The sequence below is a fragment of the Actinomadura syzygii genome (genome assembly GCF_008085905.1).
Taxonomy (GTDB): domain Bacteria; phylum Actinomycetota; class Actinomycetes; order Streptosporangiales; family Streptosporangiaceae; genus Spirillospora; species Spirillospora syzygii.
Genome location: NZ_VSFF01000001.1, coordinates 483,990 through 505,848 on the forward strand (window position 1 = coordinate 483,990; position 21,859 = coordinate 505,848).

Annotated in this window: 25 protein-coding genes; 10 read left to right on the plus strand and 15 right to left on the minus strand. The window is 71.5% G+C overall.

Translation table 11 applies throughout. From position 1 onward, the window contains the following. Window positions 1-379 precede the first annotated feature (379 nt). Entirely contained in the window at window positions 380-1,987 is a 1,608-nt protein-coding gene (locus FXF65_RS02415) for a GMC family oxidoreductase (RefSeq protein ID WP_148348001.1), read from the plus strand. Here the strand turns inward: FXF65_RS02415 and FXF65_RS02420 are convergent. Genes FXF65_RS02420 through FXF65_RS02430 form a run of 3 tightly spaced genes read right to left on the minus strand, consistent with a single transcriptional unit; the run spans window position 1,984 to window position 5,546 of the window. Then, entirely contained in the window at window positions 1,984-2,433 is a 450-nt protein-coding gene (locus tag FXF65_RS02420) for a protein-tyrosine phosphatase family protein (RefSeq protein WP_148348002.1), read from the minus strand. The genes FXF65_RS02415 and FXF65_RS02420 overlap by 4 nt on opposite strands. Next, on the minus strand, window positions 2,430-2,993 hold the full coding sequence (locus FXF65_RS02425; protein ID WP_148348003.1) for a CGNR zinc finger domain-containing protein: 564 nt from the start codon (window positions 2,991-2,993) through the stop codon (window positions 2,430-2,432). Before FXF65_RS02425 ends, FXF65_RS02420 begins: the two co-directional genes overlap by 4 nt. 39 nt (window positions 2,994-3,032) lie before the next feature. Beyond that, window positions 3,033-5,546 (minus strand): ATP-dependent Clp protease ATP-binding subunit, encoded by a 2,514-nt coding sequence (locus tag FXF65_RS02430; protein WP_148348004.1) that lies wholly within the window; start codon window positions 5,544-5,546, stop codon window positions 3,033-3,035. Window positions 5,547-5,974: 428 nt separating this feature from the next. Here FXF65_RS02430 and FXF65_RS02435 point away from each other — a divergent pair, with 428 nt between their 5' ends. Next, entirely contained in the window at window positions 5,975-6,472 is a 498-nt protein-coding gene (locus tag FXF65_RS02435) for a hypothetical protein (RefSeq protein WP_148348005.1), read from the plus strand. 85 nt (window positions 6,473-6,557) lie between these two features. Here FXF65_RS02435 and FXF65_RS44345 read toward each other — a convergent pair whose 3' ends face one another. After that, window positions 6,558-6,713 (minus strand): hypothetical protein, encoded by a 156-nt coding sequence (locus tag FXF65_RS44345; RefSeq protein ID WP_222868329.1) that lies wholly within the window; start codon window positions 6,711-6,713, stop codon window positions 6,558-6,560. Between the two features lie 35 nt (window positions 6,714-6,748). Here FXF65_RS44345 and FXF65_RS02445 point away from each other — a divergent pair, with 35 nt between their 5' ends. After that, window positions 6,749-7,015, plus strand: coding sequence for a DnaJ family domain-containing protein (locus tag FXF65_RS02445; RefSeq protein ID WP_148348006.1), 267 nt, complete (start codon window positions 6,749-6,751; stop codon window positions 7,013-7,015). A gap of 18 nt (window positions 7,016-7,033) precedes the next feature. Here the strand turns inward: FXF65_RS02445 and FXF65_RS02450 are convergent, their stop codons facing one another. Both FXF65_RS02450 and FXF65_RS02455 read right to left on the minus strand, forming a co-directional pair. Continuing rightward, window positions 7,034-9,841 carry an ankyrin repeat domain-containing protein gene (locus FXF65_RS02450; protein WP_148348007.1) on the minus strand — a complete coding sequence of 936 codons (2,808 nt, stop codon included), beginning with the start codon at window positions 9,839-9,841 and terminating at the stop codon, window positions 7,034-7,036. A gap of 139 nt (window positions 9,842-9,980) precedes the next feature. Next, window positions 9,981-10,187: a hypothetical protein gene (locus FXF65_RS02455; protein WP_148348008.1), complete on the minus strand. Its 207-nt coding sequence runs from the start codon at window positions 10,185-10,187 to the stop codon at window positions 9,981-9,983. Window positions 10,188-10,384: 197 nt separating this feature from the next. Between FXF65_RS02455 and FXF65_RS02460 the strand changes: the two genes are divergently transcribed. Further along, window positions 10,385-10,951 carry a GNAT family N-acetyltransferase gene (locus FXF65_RS02460; RefSeq protein WP_148348009.1) on the plus strand — a complete coding sequence of 189 codons (567 nt, stop codon included), beginning with the start codon at window positions 10,385-10,387 and terminating at the stop codon, window positions 10,949-10,951. Here FXF65_RS02460 and FXF65_RS02465 read toward each other — a convergent pair. Both FXF65_RS02465 and FXF65_RS02470 read right to left on the minus strand, forming a co-directional pair. Beyond that, a complete protein-coding gene (locus FXF65_RS02465; RefSeq protein ID WP_148348010.1) occupies window positions 10,926-11,114 on the minus strand; it encodes a DUF397 domain-containing protein in 189 nt (62 codons plus the stop codon). The genes FXF65_RS02460 and FXF65_RS02465 overlap by 26 nt on opposite strands. Continuing rightward, complete coding sequence (locus tag FXF65_RS02470; protein WP_222868330.1) at window positions 11,098-11,886, minus strand: helix-turn-helix domain-containing protein; 789 nt, start codon at window positions 11,884-11,886, stop codon at window positions 11,098-11,100. The genes FXF65_RS02465 and FXF65_RS02470 overlap by 17 nt, the downstream gene beginning before the upstream one ends. A 152-nt stretch (window positions 11,887-12,038) precedes the next feature. On the opposite strand from FXF65_RS02470, the gene FXF65_RS02475 reads away from it, so the two are divergent. Both FXF65_RS02475 and FXF65_RS45755 read left to right on the plus strand, forming a co-directional pair. After that, a complete protein-coding gene (locus FXF65_RS02475) occupies window positions 12,039-12,329 on the plus strand; it encodes a hypothetical protein (protein WP_148348012.1) in 291 nt (96 codons plus the stop codon). Window positions 12,330-12,426: 97 nt separating this feature from the next. Further along, entirely contained in the window at window positions 12,427-12,561 is a 135-nt protein-coding gene (locus tag FXF65_RS45755; RefSeq protein ID WP_281288860.1) for a hypothetical protein, read from the plus strand. Window positions 12,562-12,831: 270 nt separating this feature from the next. On the opposite strand, the gene FXF65_RS02480 is transcribed toward FXF65_RS45755, so the two are convergent. Further along, window positions 12,832-13,053 (minus strand): DUF397 domain-containing protein, encoded by a 222-nt coding sequence (locus FXF65_RS02480; RefSeq protein WP_148348013.1) that lies wholly within the window; start codon window positions 13,051-13,053, stop codon window positions 12,832-12,834. Window positions 13,054-13,222: 169 nt separating this feature from the next. Between FXF65_RS02480 and FXF65_RS02485 the strand changes: the two genes are divergently transcribed. Both FXF65_RS02485 and FXF65_RS02490 read left to right on the plus strand, forming a co-directional pair. Further along, window positions 13,223-13,795 carry an RNA polymerase sigma factor gene (locus FXF65_RS02485; protein WP_148348014.1) on the plus strand — a complete coding sequence of 191 codons (573 nt, stop codon included), beginning with the start codon at window positions 13,223-13,225 and terminating at the stop codon, window positions 13,793-13,795. A gap of 2 nt (window positions 13,796-13,797) precedes the next feature. After that, window positions 13,798-14,409 carry a hypothetical protein gene (locus tag FXF65_RS02490; protein ID WP_148348015.1) on the plus strand — a complete coding sequence of 204 codons (612 nt, stop codon included), beginning with the start codon at window positions 13,798-13,800 and terminating at the stop codon, window positions 14,407-14,409. 59 nt (window positions 14,410-14,468) lie between these two features. On the opposite strand, the gene FXF65_RS02495 is transcribed toward FXF65_RS02490, so the two are convergent. The 5 genes from FXF65_RS02495 to FXF65_RS02515 all read right to left on the minus strand — a co-directional run bounded on the left by FXF65_RS02495 (window position 14,469) and on the right by FXF65_RS02515 (window position 18,758). After that, window positions 14,469-15,290 carry a FadR/GntR family transcriptional regulator gene (locus FXF65_RS02495; RefSeq protein ID WP_222868331.1) on the minus strand — a complete coding sequence of 274 codons (822 nt, stop codon included), beginning with the start codon at window positions 15,288-15,290 and terminating at the stop codon, window positions 14,469-14,471. A gap of 31 nt (window positions 15,291-15,321) precedes the next feature. After that, a complete protein-coding gene (locus tag FXF65_RS02500) occupies window positions 15,322-16,008 on the minus strand; it encodes an ABC transporter ATP-binding protein (protein ID WP_222868332.1) in 687 nt (228 codons plus the stop codon). 100 nt (window positions 16,009-16,108) lie between these two features. Continuing rightward, window positions 16,109-16,888 (minus strand): ABC transporter ATP-binding protein, encoded by a 780-nt coding sequence (locus FXF65_RS02505; protein ID WP_148348017.1) that lies wholly within the window; start codon window positions 16,886-16,888, stop codon window positions 16,109-16,111. Beyond that, window positions 16,885-17,889, minus strand: a complete 1,005-nt coding sequence (locus FXF65_RS02510) for a branched-chain amino acid ABC transporter permease (RefSeq protein WP_148348018.1) — start codon at window positions 17,887-17,889, stop codon at window positions 16,885-16,887. Before FXF65_RS02510 ends, FXF65_RS02505 begins: the two co-directional genes overlap by 4 nt. After that, window positions 17,886-18,758, minus strand: coding sequence for a branched-chain amino acid ABC transporter permease (locus FXF65_RS02515; protein ID WP_222868333.1), 873 nt, complete (start codon window positions 18,756-18,758; stop codon window positions 17,886-17,888). The genes FXF65_RS02510 and FXF65_RS02515 overlap by 4 nt, the downstream gene beginning before the upstream one ends. 97 nt (window positions 18,759-18,855) lie before the next feature. On the opposite strand from FXF65_RS02515, the gene FXF65_RS02520 reads away from it, so the two are divergent. After that, a complete protein-coding gene (locus tag FXF65_RS02520) occupies window positions 18,856-20,481 on the plus strand; it encodes a class I adenylate-forming enzyme family protein (RefSeq protein WP_222868334.1) in 1,626 nt (541 codons plus the stop codon). 29 nt (window positions 20,482-20,510) lie between these two features. Here the strand turns inward: FXF65_RS02520 and FXF65_RS02525 are convergent, their stop codons facing one another. Beyond that, window positions 20,511-20,948, minus strand: coding sequence for an acyl-CoA thioesterase (locus FXF65_RS02525; RefSeq protein WP_187412043.1), 438 nt, complete (start codon window positions 20,946-20,948; stop codon window positions 20,511-20,513). 174 nt (window positions 20,949-21,122) lie between these two features. Here FXF65_RS02525 and FXF65_RS02530 point away from each other — a divergent pair, with 174 nt between their 5' ends. Beyond that, window positions 21,123-21,857 carry a FadR/GntR family transcriptional regulator gene (locus tag FXF65_RS02530; RefSeq protein WP_222868335.1) on the plus strand — a complete coding sequence of 245 codons (735 nt, stop codon included), beginning with the start codon at window positions 21,123-21,125 and terminating at the stop codon, window positions 21,855-21,857. Window positions 21,858-21,859 lie beyond the last annotated feature (2 nt).

The following is a 21,859-nucleotide window of genomic DNA, read 5'->3' on the forward strand; positions in this document are numbered from 1 at the left end:
GCCCAGCCCGCGCCCCGAAGCTCCCGCTCGACTTCCCGTCCAGGACGAATCTCCCCTCGGGTCCTGGGCGGGCCCCGCGTCCGGCCGGTCTCTCGGCGGGGAGAGACCGGCCGGACGCTCGCCGGTACCGCGCCGGCCGTGACCTGGCCCTCGCGCCGGCGCGGTACCGCACACCGCGGCGGCGGGCCGCTCCTCGAATTCCGCGTTCCGGGTTCCGGTCATCGGGACCCGTCTTGGCCTGACGACCCGGCCCCTCCTACGATCGCGGCACCCATTCACGTCGCCCCTCGAACCGGCGGCGCCCCGACGGGCCAGGCGCGGGCCCGCTGAGCGCGGCCGCCCGGCCGGTGTCCCGGCCCGGCGTCCGCTGGAGGAACTCATGGACGTGACGGCCGACTATGTCGTCGTGGGGGCGGGCAGCGCGGGATGCGTGCTGGCGAGGCGCCTCGCCGAGTCGGGGGCGGACGTCGTCCTCGTGGAGGCGGGCGGGCCGGACCGGACGCCGCTCGTCCGCAAGCCGGGGCTGATCGCCGTGTTCCACAACGTCCCGCAGTTGAAGAAGCGGCTGGACTGGGGGTTCTACAGCGTCCCGCAGAAGAGCGCGCTCGACCGGAGGATCCCGCAGACGCGCGGGCGCGTGCTCGGCGGATCCGGGTCCATCAACGGGATGCTGTTCGTGCGCGGCAACCGGAAGAACTACGACGACTGGGCCGCGGACGGCTGCGACGGATGGTCGTACGCCGACGTCCTGGACAGCTTCAAGCGCATGGAGAACTGGGAGGACGGCGCGACCGAGCTGCGCGGCGCGGGCGGTCCGATCCAGGTGACGCGGCAGCGCGACCTCACCCCCGCGTCGGAGGCGTTCATCGAGGCGCTCTCCGACACGGCCGGGGTGAAGCGCAACGACGACTACAACGGCGAGACGCAGGACGGCGCGGGCATCTTCCAGCAGAGCGTCGACAAGGGCCTCCGGTACAGCTCGTCCGTCGGATACCTGGACGACCACGGCCTGCCGAACCTGACCGTCCTGACGAACGCGCTGGTCGAACGGGTGGTCGTGGAGAAGGGACGCGCCACGGGCGTCGAGGTCGTCACGAAGAAGGGGCGCCGCTCGACGGTGCGGGCGACGCGGGAGGTCGTCCTCGCGGCGGGCGCGTTCGGGTCGCCGCACCTGCTCCTGCTGTCCGGCGTCGGACCGGCCGCCCACCTGCGCGAACACGGCATCGACGCGCACGCCGACCTGCCGGTCGGGGACAACCTGCACGACCACATGTTCGTCCCGATGACCTACGTCATGGACTCGGCCCGGCACCGCGGCACCGCGCCCTACTTCGCGTCGGGCGTCGCCCGGGAGTGGACGAGGGGCGGGACGTGGGTCGCGCGCAGCGTGTTCGAGGCGGTCGGGTTCGTCCGCACCGGGCAGGCGGGCGACGTGCCCGACCTGCAACTCCACGCGCTGCCGTGGTCGTATCCGTTCCCGAACCAGGACGCGCCCGTCCGGCACAAGGTCGACAAGCGCTCGGCGCTCACCATCATGCCGACGCTGATCTACCCGAAGAGCCGGGGGACGCTGCGGCTCGCGTCGGCGGACCCGTCCGCCGCGCCGCTGATCGACCCCGGCTACCTCACCGACCCGGACGACTCGCGGCTGCTGCTCGACGGCGTCGAACTCGTCCGCTCGGTCATGGCCAACAAGGTCATCGCGGGCGACGTGCGGGCCGAGCTGTCGCCGGGTTCCGGCTTCCCCGACCGCGCGGCGCTCGCGAAGGAGCTGCCGAACCGGGCGACGACCGTCTACCACCCGGTCGGCACCTGCCGGATGGGCGCGGACGAGCGCGCCGTCGTCGACCCGGCGCTGCGCGTCCGCGGCATCGAGGGCCTCCGCGTCGCCGACGCCTCGATCATGCCGACCATCGTCGGCGGCAACACCAACGCCGCCAGCATGATGATCGGCGAACACGCCGCCGCCCTCATCCTCGACGCCTAACCCGGAAACTTGATCACCCAGCGGCGTTGCCAGGGGGTCTCCACGGCGCGGGGGTGGTGGTGCTCGCGGGTCCAGGCGACGGCGTCGGCCGGGGCGACGCCGGACAGGACGGCGAGGCAGGCGATCACCGTGCCGGTGCGTCCGACGCCGCCGCCGCACGCGACCTCGACGGACTCCCCGGCCCTCGCCCGCTCGTGCAGCCCGCGGATCTCCCGGACGGCGGCGTCGCGGTCGCGCGGCAGCAGGAAGTCGGGCCAGTCGATCCACGCGGAGGGCCAGGTCGGCGCGGACTCGTGGCGGCGGCGCAGCCGTCCGGACCCGAGGTAGAGGCCGAAGTCGGGGACGGGCCCGTCCGGCAGCGGGTTGCGGAGGCCGCGTCCCCGGACCCGCGTCCCGTCCGGCAACTCGATGGCACCGGTCAGCGGGGGCGGCGGAGCGGCGGTCATGGCGTGGCCGTCCGGGTGCGGGCGCGGTGGTTGGCGACGTTGAGGCGGTTGCCGCACAGTGCGGGCGTGCAGTAGCGGCGGCGTCCGGCCCGGCTCACGTCGGCGAACACGCCCCGGCAGGCGGGCGCGGCGCAGGCGCGGAACCGGTCGTGGCCGAGCGCCCGGACGGTCCCGGCGATCCCGACCGCGGCGACGGCGGCCAGCTCGGCGGCGAGCGGCGCGTCCGGCGCGGTCGGAACATGCCACCGCCAGCGCCCGCCCCCGTCGACTGGGCGGAGGACGGGTGCGCGCCCGGCCCGTCCGAGCAGCACAGCCGCACCCGCGACGGCCTGCTCGGCGGTCTCCGTCTCAATGATCCCCCGCACCTCCCGGCGCAGGAAATGGACCTCGCGGACGTCGTCGTCAGCGGGCGTCCGCAGGTCGTACCCGTACTCGTCGAGGAAGGCGCCGAGGGCGTCGCGGTCGGGGAGGTCCTCCGTCCCGTGGACGGTCGGCGACGTCCTGACCAGGTCGTTCGCGAGTTCGGCCGCCGCCGTGTAGTCGGCGAGCGCTATGTCCACGAGCATCCTCCTGTAATGGTCACAGAAAGATTATATTCATTACACCTTCTCCTCCGTGCTGACCCGGAACTGCAGGCCGCCGTTCGCCGCGGACACGTCCACATGGCTGCCGTGCCGGAGGTCGCCCGCGAGCAGCAGGTCGGAGAGCTGGTCGTCCACCTCGCGCTGGATCGTGCGGCGCAGCGGACGCGCCCCGAACTCCGGCTGGTAGCCGCGCTCGGCGATCCAGTCGACGGCCTGCGTGCTGAACGAGACGTCGACGTCCTGCGCGCGGAGGCGGCGGCGCGTCTCGTCCAGCAGCAGGTCGGTGATCTGCCGGAGCTGACCCTCCTCCAGCCGCTGGAACACGATGATCTCGTCGATCCGGTTGAGGAACTCGGGCCGGAACGACTCGCGCAGCCGCCGCATGATCCGGTCGCTGAGCGCGGCGTCCGGCCCGTCGCCGGTCCCGCCGAAGCCGATCTCGCCGCGCCCGGTGATCAGCTCCGAGCCGAGGTTGCTCGTCATGATCACGACGGTGTTGCGGAAGTCGACGGTGCGGCCCTGCGCGTCGGTGAGGCGGCCGTCGTCCAGGAGTTGGAGCAGGACGTTGAACACGTCCTGGTGCGCCTTCTCGATCTCGTCCAGCAGGATCACCGAGTACGGCTGGCGCCGCACCGCGTCGGTGAGCTGCCCCGCCTCCTCGTATCCGACGTATCCGGGCGGCGCGCCCATCAGGCGGCTCACCGTGTGCCGCTCCTGGAACTCGCTCATGTCGAACCGGATCAGCCGGTCGCGGCTGCCGAACAGCGCCTCGGCCAGCGCCTTCGCCAGCTCCGTCTTGCCGACCCCGGTCGGGCCGAGGAACAGGAACGAGCCGGTCGGACGGTCCGGGTCGCCCATCCCCGCGCGGGACCGCCGGACGGCCCGCGCCACCGCCGCGACCGCGTCCTCCTGCCCGATCACCCGCTGGTGGAGGTGCTCCTCAAGCTGGGTCAGCCGCTCCCGCTCGGCCTGGGTGAGCTGCGTGACCGGGACGCCGGAGATCCGCGAGACGACCTCCGCGACGTCCTCCGTCGTCACCTCGGGGACGATCGTCGCGCCGCTGCCCTCCTCGCGGGCGTCCTCCAGCTGCCGCTCCAGCCGCCCGACCTCGTCGCGCAGCTCGGACGCCTTCTCGTAGTCCTCGTCCGCGACGGCCTGGTCCTTCTCCCGCCGCCGCCGCTCCAGGCGCTGCTCCAGCTCGCGGCGGCCGCCGTCGCGCGTCCCGGAGCGCAGCCGCACCCGCGCGCCCGCCTGGTCGATCAGGTCGATCGCCTTGTCCGGCAGGAACCGGTCGGTCAGGTACCGGCTGGACAGGTCGACGGCCGCGACGAGCGCCTCGTCGGTGAACCGCACCGAATGGTGCGCCTCGTACCGGTCGCGGAGCCCGCGCAGGATCTCGATGCTGTCCTCGGGCGTCGGCTCCGAGATCAGGATGGGCTGGAACCGGCGCTCCAGCGCGGCGTCCTTCTCGATGTTGCGGCGGTACTCGTCGATCGTCGTCGCGCCGACGACGTGCAGCTCGCCGCGCGCCAGCGGCGGTTTCAGCATGTTGCCCGCCGACATGGCGCCCTCCGCGCCGCCCGCGCCCACGATCGTGTGGATCTCGTCGATGAACACGACCAGCTCGTCGCCGTGGTCGCGGATCTCGTCCACGAGCTTCTTCAGCCGCTCCTCGAAGTCGCCCCGGTACCGCGTGCCCGCGACGACGCCGCCCAGGTCGACCTGGACGATCCGCTTCCCGCGCAGCGTCTCCGGGACGTCGTCGTCCACGATCCGCTGCGCGAGCCCCTCCGCGATCGCGGTCTTCCCGACGCCCGGGTCGCCGATCAGCACCGGGTTGTTCTTGGTGCGCCGGGACAGGACCTCGACGGTCTCCTCGATCTCGCTCTCGCGGCCGATCACCGGGTCGATCCGGCCCTCCCGGGCGAGCGCGGTGAGGTCGCGGCCGAACTCGTCCAGCGTCGGCGTCCCGGACTGCTGCTGCCCCGAGCCGCCGGGCGGCTGCCCGCCGCCCCCGGCCGCCGCCGACTGCAACGTGTCGGGCGTGACGTGCGCGGCGTCCAGGATGCGTCCGGCGCTCGACCCCCGGTCCAGCGCCAGCGCGAAAAGCAGGTGCTCAGGGCCTATGTAGGACGATCCGAGCGCCCGCGAGACCTGGTGCGAGTCGAGCAGGGCGCGCTTCGCCGACGGGGTCAGCTCCGGTGGGACGTCCCGTGGCGTGCCGCGCCGCGCGTGCTCCTCGATCTCGCTCTGGATCCGGTCGGGGTCGGCCCCGGCACGTTCCATCCAGTGCCGGGTGCCCTGCTGGCGGGTCGCCGCCCACAGCAGGTGGTCGGTGTCGAGGTCGAGGCTGCCCCACTGCGCCGCCTGCGCGGCCGCGTCCCGGACCATCTCCCGCGCGGGCTCGCTCATCAGCCGCGCGAGGCTCATCCGCTCCACCGGACGCCGCTGCGCCCGCGACCCGAAGAACCGGGCGAGCATCTCCTCGAACGGGTCCATGCCACCGGATCCATGCCATCCCGACGTCATCGTCCTAAACCCCCTGCACGTGGAAGGACAGGTCATAGCAACGCTCAGTCACGTGCCCGTGCCCGGCCCCCGAAAACCAGGGGTCCGGTCCCCGCCACTCCACCAGAACCGGGGCCGCCGCGAGGCCAAGACGCGAAGGAACGTCCCGTCCCGCTGTCCTGTAGCGGACGTCGCCGGACGCCGATGCGCGGATTCCCCGGATAGCCCGCCCCGAACAATTCAGGGAAACCCCCTACCGCTCCGATCACGCACAGTGGCCGACAACTCCGTGCAGGCCATTCCAGCGGACGCACCGTGACGGCCCACCATACGCAGCCGCCCGACTACCATACGCATCGCCTTCACTTACATTTACAGGAATGGTCAATGATGGAAGTATCCGATCCGGAATTCCGGAGAACACACCCCGCGGAGGAGGAACAGCGTTCATGAAAAGCTCCCGCAAGACCGCCGCGACCCTCGGCCTGGCCGCGATCGGGATCACCTCCGCCGTCGCCATGACGCCCGCGAACGCGGCCGCCGGCCCCGGCGCGGTGACCGTCAGGCCCGGCGCGCACGGCGCGTACACCGTGCACGTCACCCGGGCGTCCGGCGCCGCGGCGCTGGCCGCGCCGTCCACGTCGCCGTCCGTCGACCACCGCTTCGTCCCCGACGGCGGCTCCTTCACCTGCGCCCGAAGCTACGCATGCGCCGTCGTTCCCTATTCCAACGGCGCCTACGTCTTCAACTTCTACCGCTACGGCGGATACTCGCTGAGCTACTGGCACGGCAACGGCGCCTTCGTCAACAACCAGACGGACGGCGCCGCGGCCCGCTACGACGACGCCAACGGCCACCAGGTCGGCTGCGTCCCGGCCGGGATAGCCCGCAACGGGATCGACTGGAACCCGATCTGGCGAATCCGCCTGACCGCCGCCGCCTGCTGACCCTCGGACCAGGCCCCGGCGGCGCACTCCCACACGCCACGCCACCGGGGCCTCCCCCGTCCCACCCACCGCCCGAGGTCACCCGTCACAGGAGCAGCGCCTCAAGCTCCGGCAGTCGGCCGAACAGGTCGGGGAGGCCGCGCACCCCGTCCCGCGCGGACTCCTGCGACAGCGCGAGGTCACCGAGCGGAAGACGGCGGGCCTGACTGACCGCCGCCCACACCCGGCTCTGGCTCCTCACCTGGGCGGCGCGAATCGGGGTGGGAGAATGGGGGTATGACTGAGCGGAAGCCTCCTGGGCTCAGCTTCGAGTCGTGGATCGACCGGCAGGTCCGCGAGGCGGAGGAGCGGGGCGAGTTCGCCGACCTGCCGGGCTCGGGAAAGCCGCTGCCCGACGCGCACCAGCCGCTGGACGAGAACTGGTGGATCAAGCAGAAGCTCGCCGCCGAGGGCCTGACGGCGATGGTCCATCCGACGCCGCCGCCGAGCGAAGGCAGGTCGAGCCGTTGGCGGCTCCGCCTCCGGCGCCGCGGTCGCCGCTGACCCGACCGCGTCGGGGGGTCAACTCGGACGGTCGTCCACGAGGCGCTGGAGTGCCTCGATCTCCGCGACGCGCTCGCGGGACGCCTCGATCTGCCGGTCGTCGATGGTGTCGGCGCCCCAGCTCCACGGTTGCCGGCTCTCCCATTCGTCCAGGTCGCGCAGGGCGGCGGCGTGCTCGTGCAGGACGGCGAGGAGGGAGTCGCCGGACGGGTCGGCGGACAGTTCTCCGCCCTCCTCCGCCCGCCGCCACGGGACGCCGACCACGCCGCTCCGCCCGGCGGCGAGCTCGCTCAGGCGGTAGCAGTGGATCAGGTGGCCGTGGGGCGTCGCGCGCCACTCGTGCTCAACGCGGTCCCACCGCTCGTCGCCGTACAGGGCGAGGAGCGGGACGAGGTCGGAGTCCCACTCGAAGATCCGCCGCTCGGCCGGCCACAGCGTCGGCGAGTGCCGCAGCGGTGGACCGCCCCGTTCGAGCGGGACGGCCAACCCCCACGGCAGCGAGGTCTCCTGCCCGGACACCGAGCCGCGCGACAGCGCCTCCGCGAGGACGAAGAACTCCTCCGGGAACGCCACCCCGTAGCACTCGTCCAGCACGTCGCGGACGTTCGTCCCGGTCGAGTAAAGCGCCCATGCCAGCCGGGCCATCGACCGGTAGTCGTCGCGGGACGCCTGGGCCCGCAGCCGGGCCAGCGTCCCTTCGGGCACCGGCGCGGTGAACGGCGCGGACGGCTCGGCGCGGTCAACGCCCGGCGCTCCGGCCGGTAGCAGCGTCCCGGCCAGCCGCAACGCGGCACGATGCGTCGGGAGCGCGCCGACGTCGGGATGGTCCGGCTTGAGTCGCCGCAGCATTTCCAGCCGGTCGACGACGATCGCGTGGTAGTCGCGCAGCACCGCCGCCAGCGAGGGCCCTAGCCGTTCGATCCGTCCGTCGTCGTCCAGGGGATCGGTGCCGAACACCGTCGGCTCACTGCGGGCGAGTTCGGTGAGCCGGTAGCACAGCACGAGGCCGCCGTACTCGGTGAGGTGATCACGTAACCACAGCACCGGGACGAGCCGCCGGTCGCGTTCGAGCACGGCGCGGTCGGTGTAGTCGTCAAGGCTGGACTGGCCCGCCGGAACCGGGCCGCCACGGTCGGGCGGCAGGACGAGCCGCCACACGTGGCACCGCAGATCCTCGGGAGGGTGTCCGGGCAGCGGCAGCCGGTCGGCGAGCGCGAAGAACTCGTCCGGGAGAGGGGCGCCGTAGCATTCGGCGAGCACTTCGCGCCGGTCCTTCCCGGTCGAGTACAGCGCCGACGCCAGTCGCGCCATCGACCGGTAGTCCGTGCGGGACGCCCGGCTCCGCAGCCGCTCGACGTCCTCGCCGCCGGGCCGGGCACGGCGCTCGGACGGTGCGCCCGCCCGGCATGGCGCGCCCCGTTCGCGGCACACGTCGACGGCTCCCGCGTTGAGCAGCCGTCCGATGAGGTCCTCGACCGGTTCGCGGGCGATCGATCCGGCGTGCTCCAGCTCACGCCTGCGAACGGCGGCCGCGTGCAACGCCGTGTGTCCCTGGACGTCGACGGCGTTGACGTCCACACCGGCGGCGAGCAGCCGGGCCAAGAGCAACTCGTGATCGAGGTAGGGCAGCAGATGCAGCAGTGTCAGGCCGGACCGGTCGCGCACCAGCGGGTCGGCACCGGCGTCGAGGAGCGCGCGCACGCCCGCGGTGTCGCGATGGAACGCCCGCTCCATCAGCTCCGCCCCGGTCACGGACGGCCTTCGGAACTCCGGCGGTCCGGTGGCGCCGTGCGGGTGGAACAGCGCCCGGGTGACCGCCGGATGCAGGTCGTCCGGTCTCGCGAGGCCGAAACGTAAGAGATCGAGGTCGATCGGGTGGCGGTATTCGGGTGCGGTGAGCAGGCGGGACTCGCCGAGCCCGGCACCGCGGCGGCGCGCCGTGACGCGGCCGCCGTCGCCGTCGCCGAACGTCAGCTCGATGTCCGTGCCCGCCTGGCCCTCGTCGCGGCACTCGACCCAGACCGTCCGGGCGGGACGCGGCGGCCGCTCCGACAGGCCGGGATCGAAGACGCCCTCGGCGAGCATCGTCCGGGCGTCGTCCACCAGCCGCTCGACCGCGATCCACGGGCGCTCCGGCCAGGTGCGCCGCTGCCCGGCGGCGAGCTTGATCCCGCACGCTTCGAGGGCCTCGCCGGTCCGGCCCTCGTCCCAGAGCAGGGTCAGCCACTCGGTCATCGCGACCGGATCGTCCGGGCGCGGCCCGGTGGGAAGGACGTCCAGGAGGCGGCCGTCTCCGCCGTGGAACGGGATCCGATCGGGCCCGCCGCCGCAGAGGGCGCGCAACTCGCCGGTGTACCGGGCATCCCAGTACGCGCGCGGCAGGTGGTACAGCCTGCGGACGCGGTCCGGCAGCTCCGCCTCCCCTTCCGATCGGCATCTCACCCACAGCTCCAACCGCCCCCGCCGGTCGTTGCCGGTCCTGACCAGGAGGTTCGCGCCGCCGCCTTCCGGATACCGGCGTAACAACCCGAAACCGATGGGCGCGCCGGGCCCGTCCAGGCCGCGGGGGATGTTCCAGCGCAGCAGGTCCGGCGCGACGTGGTGGAGGTCGTCGACGATCCGCTCGGCCAGCTCGCGGCCGTACACCCGCGTGATCATGGGGATGTCGACGTCCAGATCGACGCGGGCGGCGGCGCAGGCCCCCGCAGGGTCACCGGCCAGCCGCCGCGCGGTCGCGGCCTCGATCATCTTCGCCGGGACGTCTGACGGACGAGTCCGCCGGTACATCTCCAGCACTTCCCGCCGCTTGCCCCGCACCGCCTGCACGCGCCAGACGGTAACAGCCCATTCGCCGACGATGTACCCGGTAATAGAACACCGGAAATGGCGAAAGCAATGGGAGTGATCGAAGCCCGGGTGATGCCACGGCGGCGCGGTGGGGCCGCGCCGCCGCGCTTCTCGCGGGTCAGGCGTGGGAGTTCCTGCACAGCTCGTCGAGGAGGTCGGGGCAGATGTCCGGCTTGGCGTGGGCGTTGGCGTGCGCGATGGTGTCGGTGCTGGTGGCGGCGCTCGCGGGCGCGGCCACCCCGGCGGTCAGCCATCCGGCGGCGAGGACGGCCGCCGTCATGGCGATGACGTGCGCCAAGGACTTGGCCAGGATTGTGCGATTCATCTGAATCCCTCCAGGGAGTGTGTCGATGCTGCATCGACATCGCCAATGTTACCCTGGGTAATCAGAAAACTACGCACTGTTTGTAGATCGTCGGGAGATCTATCCCTGAAGGTAGACAGCCGTGGACGGGCAGGTGACTCGGTCCAAGAGATCAAAATCGTTTGCGCACGTTCGACCACAGCTCCCATGCTCAGGACATGAGGCCACCGGAGCGCATCGCACTCGGCGACATCCTGCTTCGCCGCTGGACGAGGGCGGACGTCACGCCCCTGCACACGGCGGTCATCGAATCGTTCGAGATCCTGCGCCCCTGGATGCCCTGGGCCGCCCAGCGTCCGGACCCCGTCGAACAGCGGACCTACGTGGGCACGACCATCAGCCAGTGGGACGCCGACGAGGCGTACATCTACGGCATCTTCGCCACCGATGACGGCCAGTTGCTCGGCACCATCGGCCTCCACGACCGAGTCGAGCCGGGCGGCTTGGAGATCGGCTACTGGCTGCACGCCGACCACACCGGCAAGGGCCTCGCTACCAGGGCGGCCGAAGCCCTCACCGAGGCCGCGTTCGCCCTACCCGGAATCGAGCGGGTCGAGATCCACTGCGACGAGGCCAACACCGCCAGCGCCGCCATCCCCCAACGCCTCGGCTACCACCTGGCCCGCACCGACTCAGAGAAGCCGGAGGCCCCCGCCGAAACCGGCCGCCGAATGATCTGGATCAAAACCCGCCAGCGAACTACAGATCGAGAGCCCCGCTCTTGACCCGCTGAACAAGATCCACCCAGGCGTCCGCCCCCAGCGCAAGCCGCGGCCCCTCAGGATCCTTGGAGTCACGCACGAAAAGCGTTCGGGTGTTGGTCGAGACCTCGACGCACTCTCCCTGGCCGCCGCCTTGGCTGTGGCTGCTCTTACGCCAGTGGATCATCCTGCATCGTCTCCATCGTCTTCCGGATCAGGTCCCGAGTGGCCTCTTCGGACAACGCATGACACCTGATCTCGTCGAACCGAATTCCCAGCCGAACGATCTCCGCCGAGTCCTCGATCAGTCTCCCACCGAATTGGGCTTCCACATACCCGACGCGGTTTCGGTCAGCTTTGGTCAGGACGACCAGCGCTCCGTCGAGTCCGGGGTGCCATCCATCGGTGATCTTGACGGCCTGGAGATGTATGTGCGGTAGTTCACCAAGCTCAAGGAGATACCGGAGCTGCTCCTCCATGATGTTCGGGTCCCGCCAGCGTCGAAGGAGCGCGGCGTGGTCGAGGACCACGAAGAGGTGGGGTCGGCTTACCTCCCGCTTGAGAATGTCCCGCCGAGCCAGTCGCTTGGCGATCAGCTCCTCATTCACCTGTCCCTTGTAAGCGGTGGCTCGCATGTAGCCCTCGGTCTGGAGCAGGCCAGGGATGTAGAGCGTTTGGAAGTTGCGAATTTCGGTCGCCTCGTTCTCATGGGCGACGTATGCCTCCAGCCACTCGTTGAGGTGTTCTCGCTGGGCGTGGTGCCAGAGGCCCTGGAACATCTCGCCAGTTTGGAAGAACTCGTCCAGCTTCTTGCAGAAGTCCTTGTCAGGGCGGTTTCGCTGGCTTTCGTAGGCCGCGACCGTCTCTCGGGTCGCGTAGAGCTCCTTCGCCAGTGTGCTCTGGCTCAGACCTCGGAGCTCCCGCATGAGGCGCAGCGTGTAGGCGAGCTGCGCCCTCATGCTGTGCCGGGGGTCAATCGGGACAGATGGGGGCATTTCTATTCCTCCGCGAGTGATATCACGGGAAGTATCACTCGGATATGTAGCCACGATTAGTCAAGTGGGTCAAGCTGGTCGGCAAGAATCCACGCGACGTACCGGAGAGAATCCGAATGAGCCCGTCCCCGCACCGAAACAAGATCGACCCATTCGAGCCGCTGCCCGCGGTGGGGGAGCCGCCGGACAGCCGTTGGGCGGTTCCTTATCTGGCCCAGAAAAGCGGTCTGTGGACGGTGCACGTGCGCCGCCCGCTCACGCGCAGGCAACTCGACGCCGGGCTCGTCGACACGCTCAGCGCCTCGACCCTGGACGCCTTGCGGACCGCCACCACACGCCAGGACGACATAGCGGAAAGGCTCGCCACGCGCCCGTACGCCGCCCCGACCTGGGCGCGGGAGAAATGACCGTGTCCGTCGACACCGGGCCCATTCTGCTCTGCCTCCTCCTCTACGGAGTGACCTGTTTCCTGATCGGATTCGGCCTCACATGGCTGCTTTGGCCATGGATTCACCGCAGAGGCGCACACCGCCGCGGCGCGACCCCACGCGCGTCCACCACGCGGCGTTCGTCCTCGCTCTCGATTCCATGACTCCCCGCCTGTACGTCCAGTACGGGCGGGCCAAGACCTGGCGGTAAAGAAGGAAGGTGATTCATGGCTCAAGCCCTAGTGGCGTGACCCGTGCAGCAAGAGGCCCCCGGACGGACGACGACATTCTTCCGGGGGCCTCTTCGCCTACCCTGACTTCCCCATCCAGGCGAGAAGGTTGACGTCGAGTCGACGGACCCTAATGGGCTAGTGGGAATCCTCGGCAACAACGCGGCGTGCATATGCACAGGCGCTCCACTGAATACGTCCGAGTGCGCTTGGCGACCTCGCGGACGGGCCGGATGCCCAGGGCACCCGGATCAGGGGGTGTCGGGATGGTCCAGGGCTCCGGCCTTCGCCTGCTCGACAAGGCCACCAAAGGCGGCCCGGCTTACGGCGAGGCGCGGCCCAGCAGGGTCCGTGCTGTCCCGGATGCCGATCGTGTGGGCAATCGCAGCGACCTCGACGCACTGCTGCTGGGAGTTGTTGTGGCTGCGGCTGCTCTTGCGCCAGCGGGCGGCGGACAGGTCGGTCTCGGTCATGACGACCTCTTCTGCTGGACGGCCTTGCCGTCAGCGTACGCAACGGCCACGGTCCCGGCCAGGGTTCACATTTGGTTCCCCGTGACGGCCTACGGCTCCCTGCGGCCCGACTCGGTAACGCCTTTCCGGTGCCGCGCCAAGTAGGGGTGTAACCGCGAGAGGAGACAGCATGGCCAAGCTTGAGAGCGGCCTCGCGTGCATAAGTTCGGATACCGCCGCCTTGGAAGAGTTCTACCGGCGGCATATCGAGGCGGTCAGCCGGTTCGTCGCCCGCCGCGTCCGCGATCCGCACACCGCGGCCGACCTGACCGCGGAGGTGTTCCTGGCGGCCATCGACTCGGCGCACACCTACCGTCCCTCCGCGGGCAGCGAGTTGGGTTGGCTGTACGGGGTCGCGCGCAACGTCGTCGCCACGGAGCGCCGTAGGGCGGCGAGAGAGTCCCGGGCCGTGGGGCGGATCGCCGGGCGGCGGCTGCTGGACGCCGAGGACATCGCCCGGCTGGAGGAGCGGATCGACGCCGAGAGCGCCGGGCGACATACCTACGAGGCGCTCGCCGAGTTTCCGGAAGGCATCCGCGCCCTGCTCGAACTGATCACGGTGGACGGGCTCACGGTCACCGAGGCGGCCGCCGCCCTAGGGATCCAGCCTGTCACCGCGCGCGTCCGGCTTCATCGGGCCCGCAAGGCGGTGCGCGCCGCGCTGTCCACCCACTCCGCCGCCCTGGCCTACTCGAAGGAGTGATCATGCAGAAGTTCGAAGAACGACTCCTGGCGGAGCTCAAGGACGTCGTCGCCGCCCAGACCGCATCGGCGCCGGTGGACTCGCGCACCCGGCGTGCCCGGTGGCGGTGGGTGGGACTGGCGACCGCCGCCGCGGCGACCGCCGCGGGGTTGGCGATCGGCATCCCGGTGCTGACCGGGGACCGGGCGCCCCAGGCCAATGCGGTCGTGCGGGACCCGGACGGCTCGATCCGGATCTACATCCGCGACTACCGCCATCCGGAGGTCATCGCCTCCCGGCTGCGCGGGCTGGGCGTGCCTGCGGTCGTCGACTTCGTGCCCAACGACAAGCGCTGCCGGACGCCCCGTGGGACCGTCACCCCGAACAACGACCGCTGGCTCGTGACCGGGGAGCCTCAGCAAGACGACGGCCAGGGCCCCTACAACCGTCTTCACCCCGACCGGATCGGGCCCGGGAAGACGCTGGTGCTGGAGGTCAGTTTCACCAGTTTCAGCGGGGGCGCATCGGTCGCCTGGATGTTCGTCGGCACCGCCACAGGCTCCGTCGGTCCCTGCGTACTGGTCCCGGCACCGCCCAAGATGACCCGAGGCCCGAACGGCGGCGTGGGCGGCTGAGCCGTCCCCGACCAATTCGCGTTGGCTGAGGCGCGGTGGTTCAGCTGAGGCGCGGTGGTTCAGGGGTGTTCGGGGGGCTGGACCAGGGGGCGGAGGAGGGCTGCTTGGACGCGTTGGTCTTCGCTTACGCCGGTCATCGGGTATTTCTGGGCTGTTTGGAGGTGGCCGCGGAGGAGGCGGGCCGCGCCTTCGGCGTCGCCTTCCTCGATGCGGGCGAGGGCCTCGGCGTGTTCGTCCAACGCCTGGCGGCGGAGGGCGGGCTCGGGGAAGAAACCGGCGCGGGTCGCCTCTTCGGACCAGCTCCGCTCCTGCGCCGTCCATAGGGTTTCTAGCGCACCGGCGACGACGAAGAGGGTTTCGTTGCCGCACAGGCGGACGATCGCCTCGTGGAATTCGCGGGAGGCGGGCGTCGCGCGCTTCTCGTCGCCGGATTCGACGGCCTCGACGAGGCTTTCGTGCGCGCGGCGCAGCGCGGGCACGACGGCGGTGTGCCGGTCGGGACGCTGCGCGCAGAGCGCGGCGCAGAACGGCTCTATCTGCTGGAGCGCGTATCCGACGTCCGGCAGCGCGGCCTGCCGCGACTCCAGGACGAGCGCGAGCATGTAGGCGACGCTGTCCCGTTTCGGCGCGTGCACCACCGACCCGCCGGTGTTCCCGCGCCGGACGGTGATCAGCCCCTCGGTCTCCAGGATGCGCAGCGCCTCACGGGCGGCGAGCTTGCTGACGCCGAACTCCTCCAGCAGGTCGGACTGCTTGGGCAGCAGGCTCCCGTCGGGCAGCTCGCCGCGCAGGATCCGCGCCCGCAGGGTGTCGGCGAGCAGGTCCGCCACCCGCGGCTGGCGCATCTGCGCGCGCGGCTCCGGGGCCCCCGTGTCCTCCACCGTGTGCCTGTCCTCTCGATCTTGTGATGTCTCATCTTCCACCTTGGGTCGGCACCGCGTCCTCGGGTCGGCCGGACGCGGTGACGCCCATCGCGCGCTGGTACGCGGCGTCCAGGTCGCGTCCGCCGTCCACCGGTTCGGACGCCTGGCCGCGCAGCAGGACGTACCCGCGGTCGAGCCGGTCCCTGATCGCGCCGATGGACGGTTCGACGACGACCACGACGGTGCCCTCGTCGGCGAGGCGGCGGGCGGTGTCCATCAGCTCGGCGACGATCAGCGGGGCGAGGCCGGTGGACATCTCGTCCAGCAGCAGCGCCTTCGGCGACCCCATCAGCGCGCGCGACACGGCGAGCATCTGCTGCTCGCCGCCGCTCAGCACCCCGGCGAGCGCGCGGGCGCGTTCCCGCAGGACGGGGAACCGGTCGAGCCCCGTCTCCACCTCGGCGGCCCGGAGGCCGAGCGTGTCGGCCATGACCTGGAGGTTCTCCCGGACGGTCAGGCGCGGGAAGATCTGCCTGCCCTGCGGGACGAGCGCGAGGCCGCGTCCCGCGCGGCGGGCGGCGCTGAGCCCGGAGATGTCCTCGCCGTCGAGCGTGATCCGGCCGGTCGCGGCGACCGACCCGTAGGCGGCGAGCATCAGGCTCGACTTCCCGGCCCCGTTCGGCCCGACGACGGCGCTGACCGCTCCCCCACTGAACGTGAGCGAAGCGTCCGACACCGCCGTCGACTCGCCATAGCGGACACAGACCCCGCTAAGGACCAATTCATGCGTGTTCTTTGTGGGGGGACGACCCCCCACACCCCCCGACTCGCTCCGCTCACGCGACAACGTTCTCACCACCCGTGCCGAAGTAGACGTCCTGCATTTCGGGGCTGGCCAGGCATTCGGCGGGGTCGCCGTCGAAGACGACCGTGCCGGAGCGCAGCAGCATGATCCGGTCGACGAGGGACGCGACGATGTCCACGTTGTGGTCGACCAGGATGATCCCGCAGCCCTGCGCGCGGACGGCGCGGATCGCCGCCGAGATCGCCGCGATGCCGCCCGAATCGGCGCCCGCGAAAGGCTCGTCCAGCAGGAGGACGGACGGTTCCTGCGCGAGCGCCCGCGCGACCTCGACGAGCCGCTGCTCGCCGAGCGTCAGGTCGCCGCAGCGACGGCGGAGGTCGCCGAGTTCGAGGGCGTCCGCGACGCGGTGCAGGGTCGCGTCGAAGCGGGCCCCGGACGGCCGGAACGCGCCCGCGACCAGGCCCGCGACCAGTCCGCCGATACCGGCAAGCTTCGGCGCGGCGGCCCCGAGCAGGACGTTCTCCCGCACGGTCAGGTCGAGCGCGAGGTGCGGGTGCTGGAACGTCCGGGCGAGCCCGGCGCGGGCCCGGCGGGACGGCGGACCGGTCAATTTCCGGCCCCGGATGGACAGCGAGCCCCGGTCGGCGGGCTGCGCGCCGTCGAGCAGGTCGACCAGCGTCGTCTTCCCGGCGCCGTTCGGGCCGATCAGGCCGAGCACCTCGCCCGCGGACAGGCGCAGCGACACGCCGTCCAGCGCGCGGACGCCGCCGTAGCTCTTGCCGAGGCCCTCGCCCTCCAGCAGGACGGTCATCGCCGTGCTCCTCTCGTGCGGGTCGCCGCGCCGCGCAGCCACCGCGCGCCCTGCCCGGCGTAGCCGATGATGCCGCCGGGCGCGATCAGCAGGACGGCCAGCACCGCGACGCCGAAGATCAGCGACCCGGAGCGTTCGAAGATCTGCAGGTTGAAGGTCAGCTCGACGACCAGGACGGCGCCGAGCACCGCGCCCCACGCCGACCCCTGCCCGCCGAGCAGCGGCATGAAGATCGCCAGCATGACGAGGTGGAGGGTGAAGGTGTCCGGGCCGATGGTCTGGTTCGCGGTGGTGAACAGGCCGCCGCCGAGGGACGCGATCGCCGCGCCCGCGCCGAGCACCGTCAGCCGCAGCGCCGGGACGCCGACCCCGGCCGCCTCCACGGCGGCGGGGACGTCCCGCGAACTCTGCAATGCGACGCCGAACGGCGACCGGCGGACCCGGTCGACCGCGACGCCCACGATCCACACGATGAGCAGGGTCAGCGCGATGAACGTCTGCCGGTCCAGCTCGCTGCCGAAGAACGTGAGCGGACGGATCGAGCCGATGCCGACCGCGCCGCCGGTGACGTCCTTGGCGTCCAGCAGGAAACTCTGGAAAGCCATGCCGAACAGCAGCGTCACCGCCGCCAGGTAGAACCCGGACAGCCGTCGCGTCGCGAACCCGAGCACCACCGCCAGCGCGGCGGACGCGAGCGCGCCGAGCAGGTACGCGACGGGCAGCGGCCAGCCGGTCTTGGTCGCGACGAGCCCGACCGAGTACCCGCCGATCGCGACGTAGGCGCTGTAGGCGAGGGACAGCGCACCCGCCAGGTTGAACGGCATGTACATGCCGAGCGCGAGCAGCGCGTAGGTCGCGCCGAGCAGCGCCAGGTCCTGCCGGAACAGGTCCGCGCCCGCCCAGCCGATGACGGCGACGGTGAGGACGAGCGTCCCGAGGATCCGCGCCGACTCCGCCGACCGGACCGACCCCACGGCCTTCTGCAAAGGCAAAGCACTCATACCCGGACTCTCCTGACGAACAGGCCGCTCGGACGCAGCGCGAAGAACAGGATCGCGACGGCGAGGACGGCGTAGTCGAGCGACGCGCTGCCCAGGTAGTACGGGACGAGCGTCTGCGCCAGCGCGAGCAGCAGCCCGCCCGCGAGCGGTGCCCACACCGAGCCCGTCCCGCCGATGACGAGCGCGAGGAACCCCGACAGCGCCCACCCGAACCCGGACTGGAAACTCACCCCGGCCTTGGCGGAGAAGAGCTGCCCGGCGAGCCCGACGACCAGCCCGGCCAGCGCGAACGCGACCAGGCGCACCCGTCCGACCGGCATGCCGAGCGTGCGGGCCGCCTCCCGGTTGGACCCGACCGCGCGCAGGATCCGCCCGTACTTGGACTTCCGCATCCACAGCCACACGCCGGTGAAGGACACGATAGTCGCGGCGACGAGCACGATCGTCTGGCCGTCCACGGTGACGAAGCCGAGGTCGAGGGACGTGCCGGGCAGCCATGACCGGCCCGGCATGAGCTGCCGTCCGAACAGCGTCCCGGCGAGTTGCTCGACCGCGAACAGGACCGCGACGACCGCGATGAGGGACGGCAGTTCGCCGCCGCCCGTCCGCGCGTCGATCGGCCGGACCAGCGCGACCTCGGTGACGACCGCGAGCACCGCCGCGATCGCGATGCCGAGGACGGCGGCGAGGCCGAGCGGCCAGCCCTGTTTCGCCATCAGCCACGACGCGGTGAGTCCGGAGAACATCGCGAACGGGCCGAGGGCGAAGTTGAAGAAATCCGCTCCTTCGAGGACGAGGTAGTACCCGAGGGCCACCAGTCCGAAGAAGCACCCGATCTGGACGACCGAGACCCACAGTTGCGCTGACATCACGCTCCTCCTGCCTGCGTCTGTGGGATCTTATGTTTAAAAGAAAGCCATGACAATGCTAACTTCGGGGCAGCTTGCGAAACCGCGGGAGGCAGCTTTGACCAGTCCGTTCGACGAGGCGACCGTGGCGGAGTACCGGACGGCCGGCTGGTGGGGGTCGGAGACCGTGGCCGACCACGTCCGGCGGCACGCGGCGCGGCGCCCCGGCGCCGCCGCCTACGTGACGCCCGGCGAGACCCTCACCTGGACGCAGTACGACGACCACTCGACACGGCTCGCCCGGCACCTCGCCGCGCTCGGCCTCGCGCCGGGCGAGCGCGTGGCGACCCAGCTCCCGGACGGCCCGGCCTGGCACGTCGCCGCCGTCGCGGCGGAGAAGGCGGGCCTGGTACTGGTCGGCGTCGGCGCGCGGGCGGGCCGGCGCGAGCTGCGCCACCTGCTCGGACGCACCGGCTCACGCGCCCTGATCACCCTCGCCGAGCACCGCGGCGCGCCGTCCGCCGCCCTGGTGGACGAGCTGCGCGCGGACGGCCTCGACCTCGCCCACCACGTGATCGTCGACCGGCTCGGCGTCCCCGCCTACCCGCGCGAAGCCGACATCGCGGGGCGCGCCCTCGGCCCGGACGACCTCTCCATGCTGAACTCGACGTCCGGGACGACCGGGCTGCCGAAATGCGTGTCCCACACGCAGAACCGCTGGTTCTACTTCCACGAGCTGGCCTGCCGCTCCGGCGAGTTGAACTCGTCGGACGTGTTCATGGGGGCGGTGCCGTCGCCGTTCGGGTTCGGGCTGTGGACGGCGCACTTCTCTCCCGCGGCGCTCGGCGTCCCGACCGTCGTCATGGAGCGGTTCGACGCGCACACCGCGCTCGACCTCATCGAACGGCACCGGGTGACCGTCCTGCACTGCGTGAGCACGCAGTTCATCATGCTGCTGAACGCGCAGGCCGAGCGTCCGCGCGACCTGTCGTCGCTGCGCTGCATGTTCACGGGCGGGGAGGCCGTCCCGTACGAGCGGGCGGCGGCGTTCGAGGACGCGACCGGCGCGAAGGTGCTCCAGTTCTACGGCTCGAACGAGACGGGCGCGCTCAGCTACACCGGACTGCACGACACCCGCGAGCACCGCCTCCGCACCGCCGGACGGCTCATCCCCGAAATGGAGGTGCGGCTGTTCGACCCGTCCGACGGCACCGACATCACAGGATCGGGGCGGCCGGGCCAGCCGGGCTGCAAGGGCCCCGCGACCTGCCCCGGCTACTACGACGACCCGGCCGCGAACCGCGAGCTGTTCACCCCGGACGGCTGGATGCTCATGGCCGACATCGTCGAGATCGACGACGACGGCTACCTCCGCGTCGTCGGACGCCTCAGCGACCTCATCATCCGCGGCGGCAAGAACATCAGCGCCGCCGCCGTCGAGGAGGAGGTCGCGACGCACCCGGCGGTCGCGCTCGCCGCCGCCGTCGCCATGCCGGACGAGGTTTTCGGCGAGCGCGTCTGCGTCTACGCCGAACTGCGTCCCGGGACGAAGCTCACCCTCGAAGACCTCACCGCGCACCTGACCGAGCGCGGCGTGTCCCGCGAATGGCACCCCGAACGCCTGATCGTGCTGGACGCGCTGCCCCGCTCGTCCGGCGGCAAGGTCGCCAAGGGCGACCTACGCGCCGACATCCGCCGCCGAGTCACCGAAGGACACGACGCGGAAGAGCACGTCACGGGGTAAGGCCCGGCGCCCGAGGGCGAGCGGGCGCGTCACGGGGTGAAGGCGGCGGCGCCGCCGTCCAGGAGGAGGCGGCGGATCTCGTCGGGGACGCGGACGGCCTTGTCCGGCGCGTCCGGGTCGACGCAGACGAGGGTGAGGACGGCGGTCGACGCGCGGTCGCCGTCCTCGGTGATGAAGTCGCCGCGCATGGTGAACGAGGTGCGGCCGACCCGGTCCGCGTACAACCGGCATTCGACCTGGTCGAACAGTGTGATCGTCTTCTCGTACTCGGCGGCCGCGGCCCGCGTCACCACCGCGACGCCGAGCCGCTCCGGGAGCCGGTCGAACCGCAGGCCGCGCAGGAACCACCACTCGGTGTGGGTGCGCTCCATCCAGCGCTGGTAGTTGGCGTAGTAGACGATCCCGGCGGGGTCGCAGTCGCCGTAGGACAGGCGGAAGGTCACGCGGTGCAGCGGCTCGTCCGGCACATTCACTCCCTTTGCAGATGCTAAGATTTAGATGTTAAGGGGCGTAAGCCCATCTGACTCATGACGGCGTCCGTACCGCACGGCGTCCCGTACAGCACGGCATCTCACACGGCACGGCGTCTCACGAGCACGACATCTCACAGAGCACGCCATCTCGTCCAGGGCGGAGGTCCGGTGGAGGGAACGCGCCAGTCGCGCATTCGCCAGCCGCGCCTCGCCGACATGGTCGCCTCCGTCCTGCGCGAGCGGATCGTGAGCGGCGAACTGGCCGACGGCGCGCTGATCGGCCCGCAGGACGACCTGCTCACCGAGTTCGGCGTCAGCAAGCCGTCCATGCGCGAGGCGCTGCGGATCCTGGAGTCCGAGGGGCTCATCACCGTGCTGCGCGGCAACAAGGGCGGCGCGGTCGTGCACGTCCCGCGCACCGAGACGGCGGCGCAGGCGATCGACCTGGTCCTGCGGACGCGGCAGTCCGCGCCCGGTGACATCGCCGTCGCGCTGGTGCGGCTCGAACCGGTGTGCGCGGGGCTCTGCGCGGAACGCCCGGACCGGGCGACGAGCGTCGTCCCGGCGCTGGAGGCGGCGCAGCGCGACGTGGAGGAGAACCTCGACGACCTGCTCGGCTTCGTCCGGGCCGCGCGCGACTTCCACGCGCAGCTCGTGTTCGGCTGCGGAAACGCCGCGATGTCGGTCGCGGTCGGCGCGCTCGAACGGCTCTGGACCGCCGCCGAGGAGCAGTGGGCCCGCGACACCGCCGCCCGCGGCGACTTCCCCGGCCTCGACCAGCGCTCGGACGGCGTCCGCGCCCACCACCGGCTGATCAAACTGATCGCGGCAGGCGACGCCGCGGGCGCGGAACGCGCCGCACGACGCCACCTGACCGCCGCCCAGTGCCACGTCCTGGACTGACC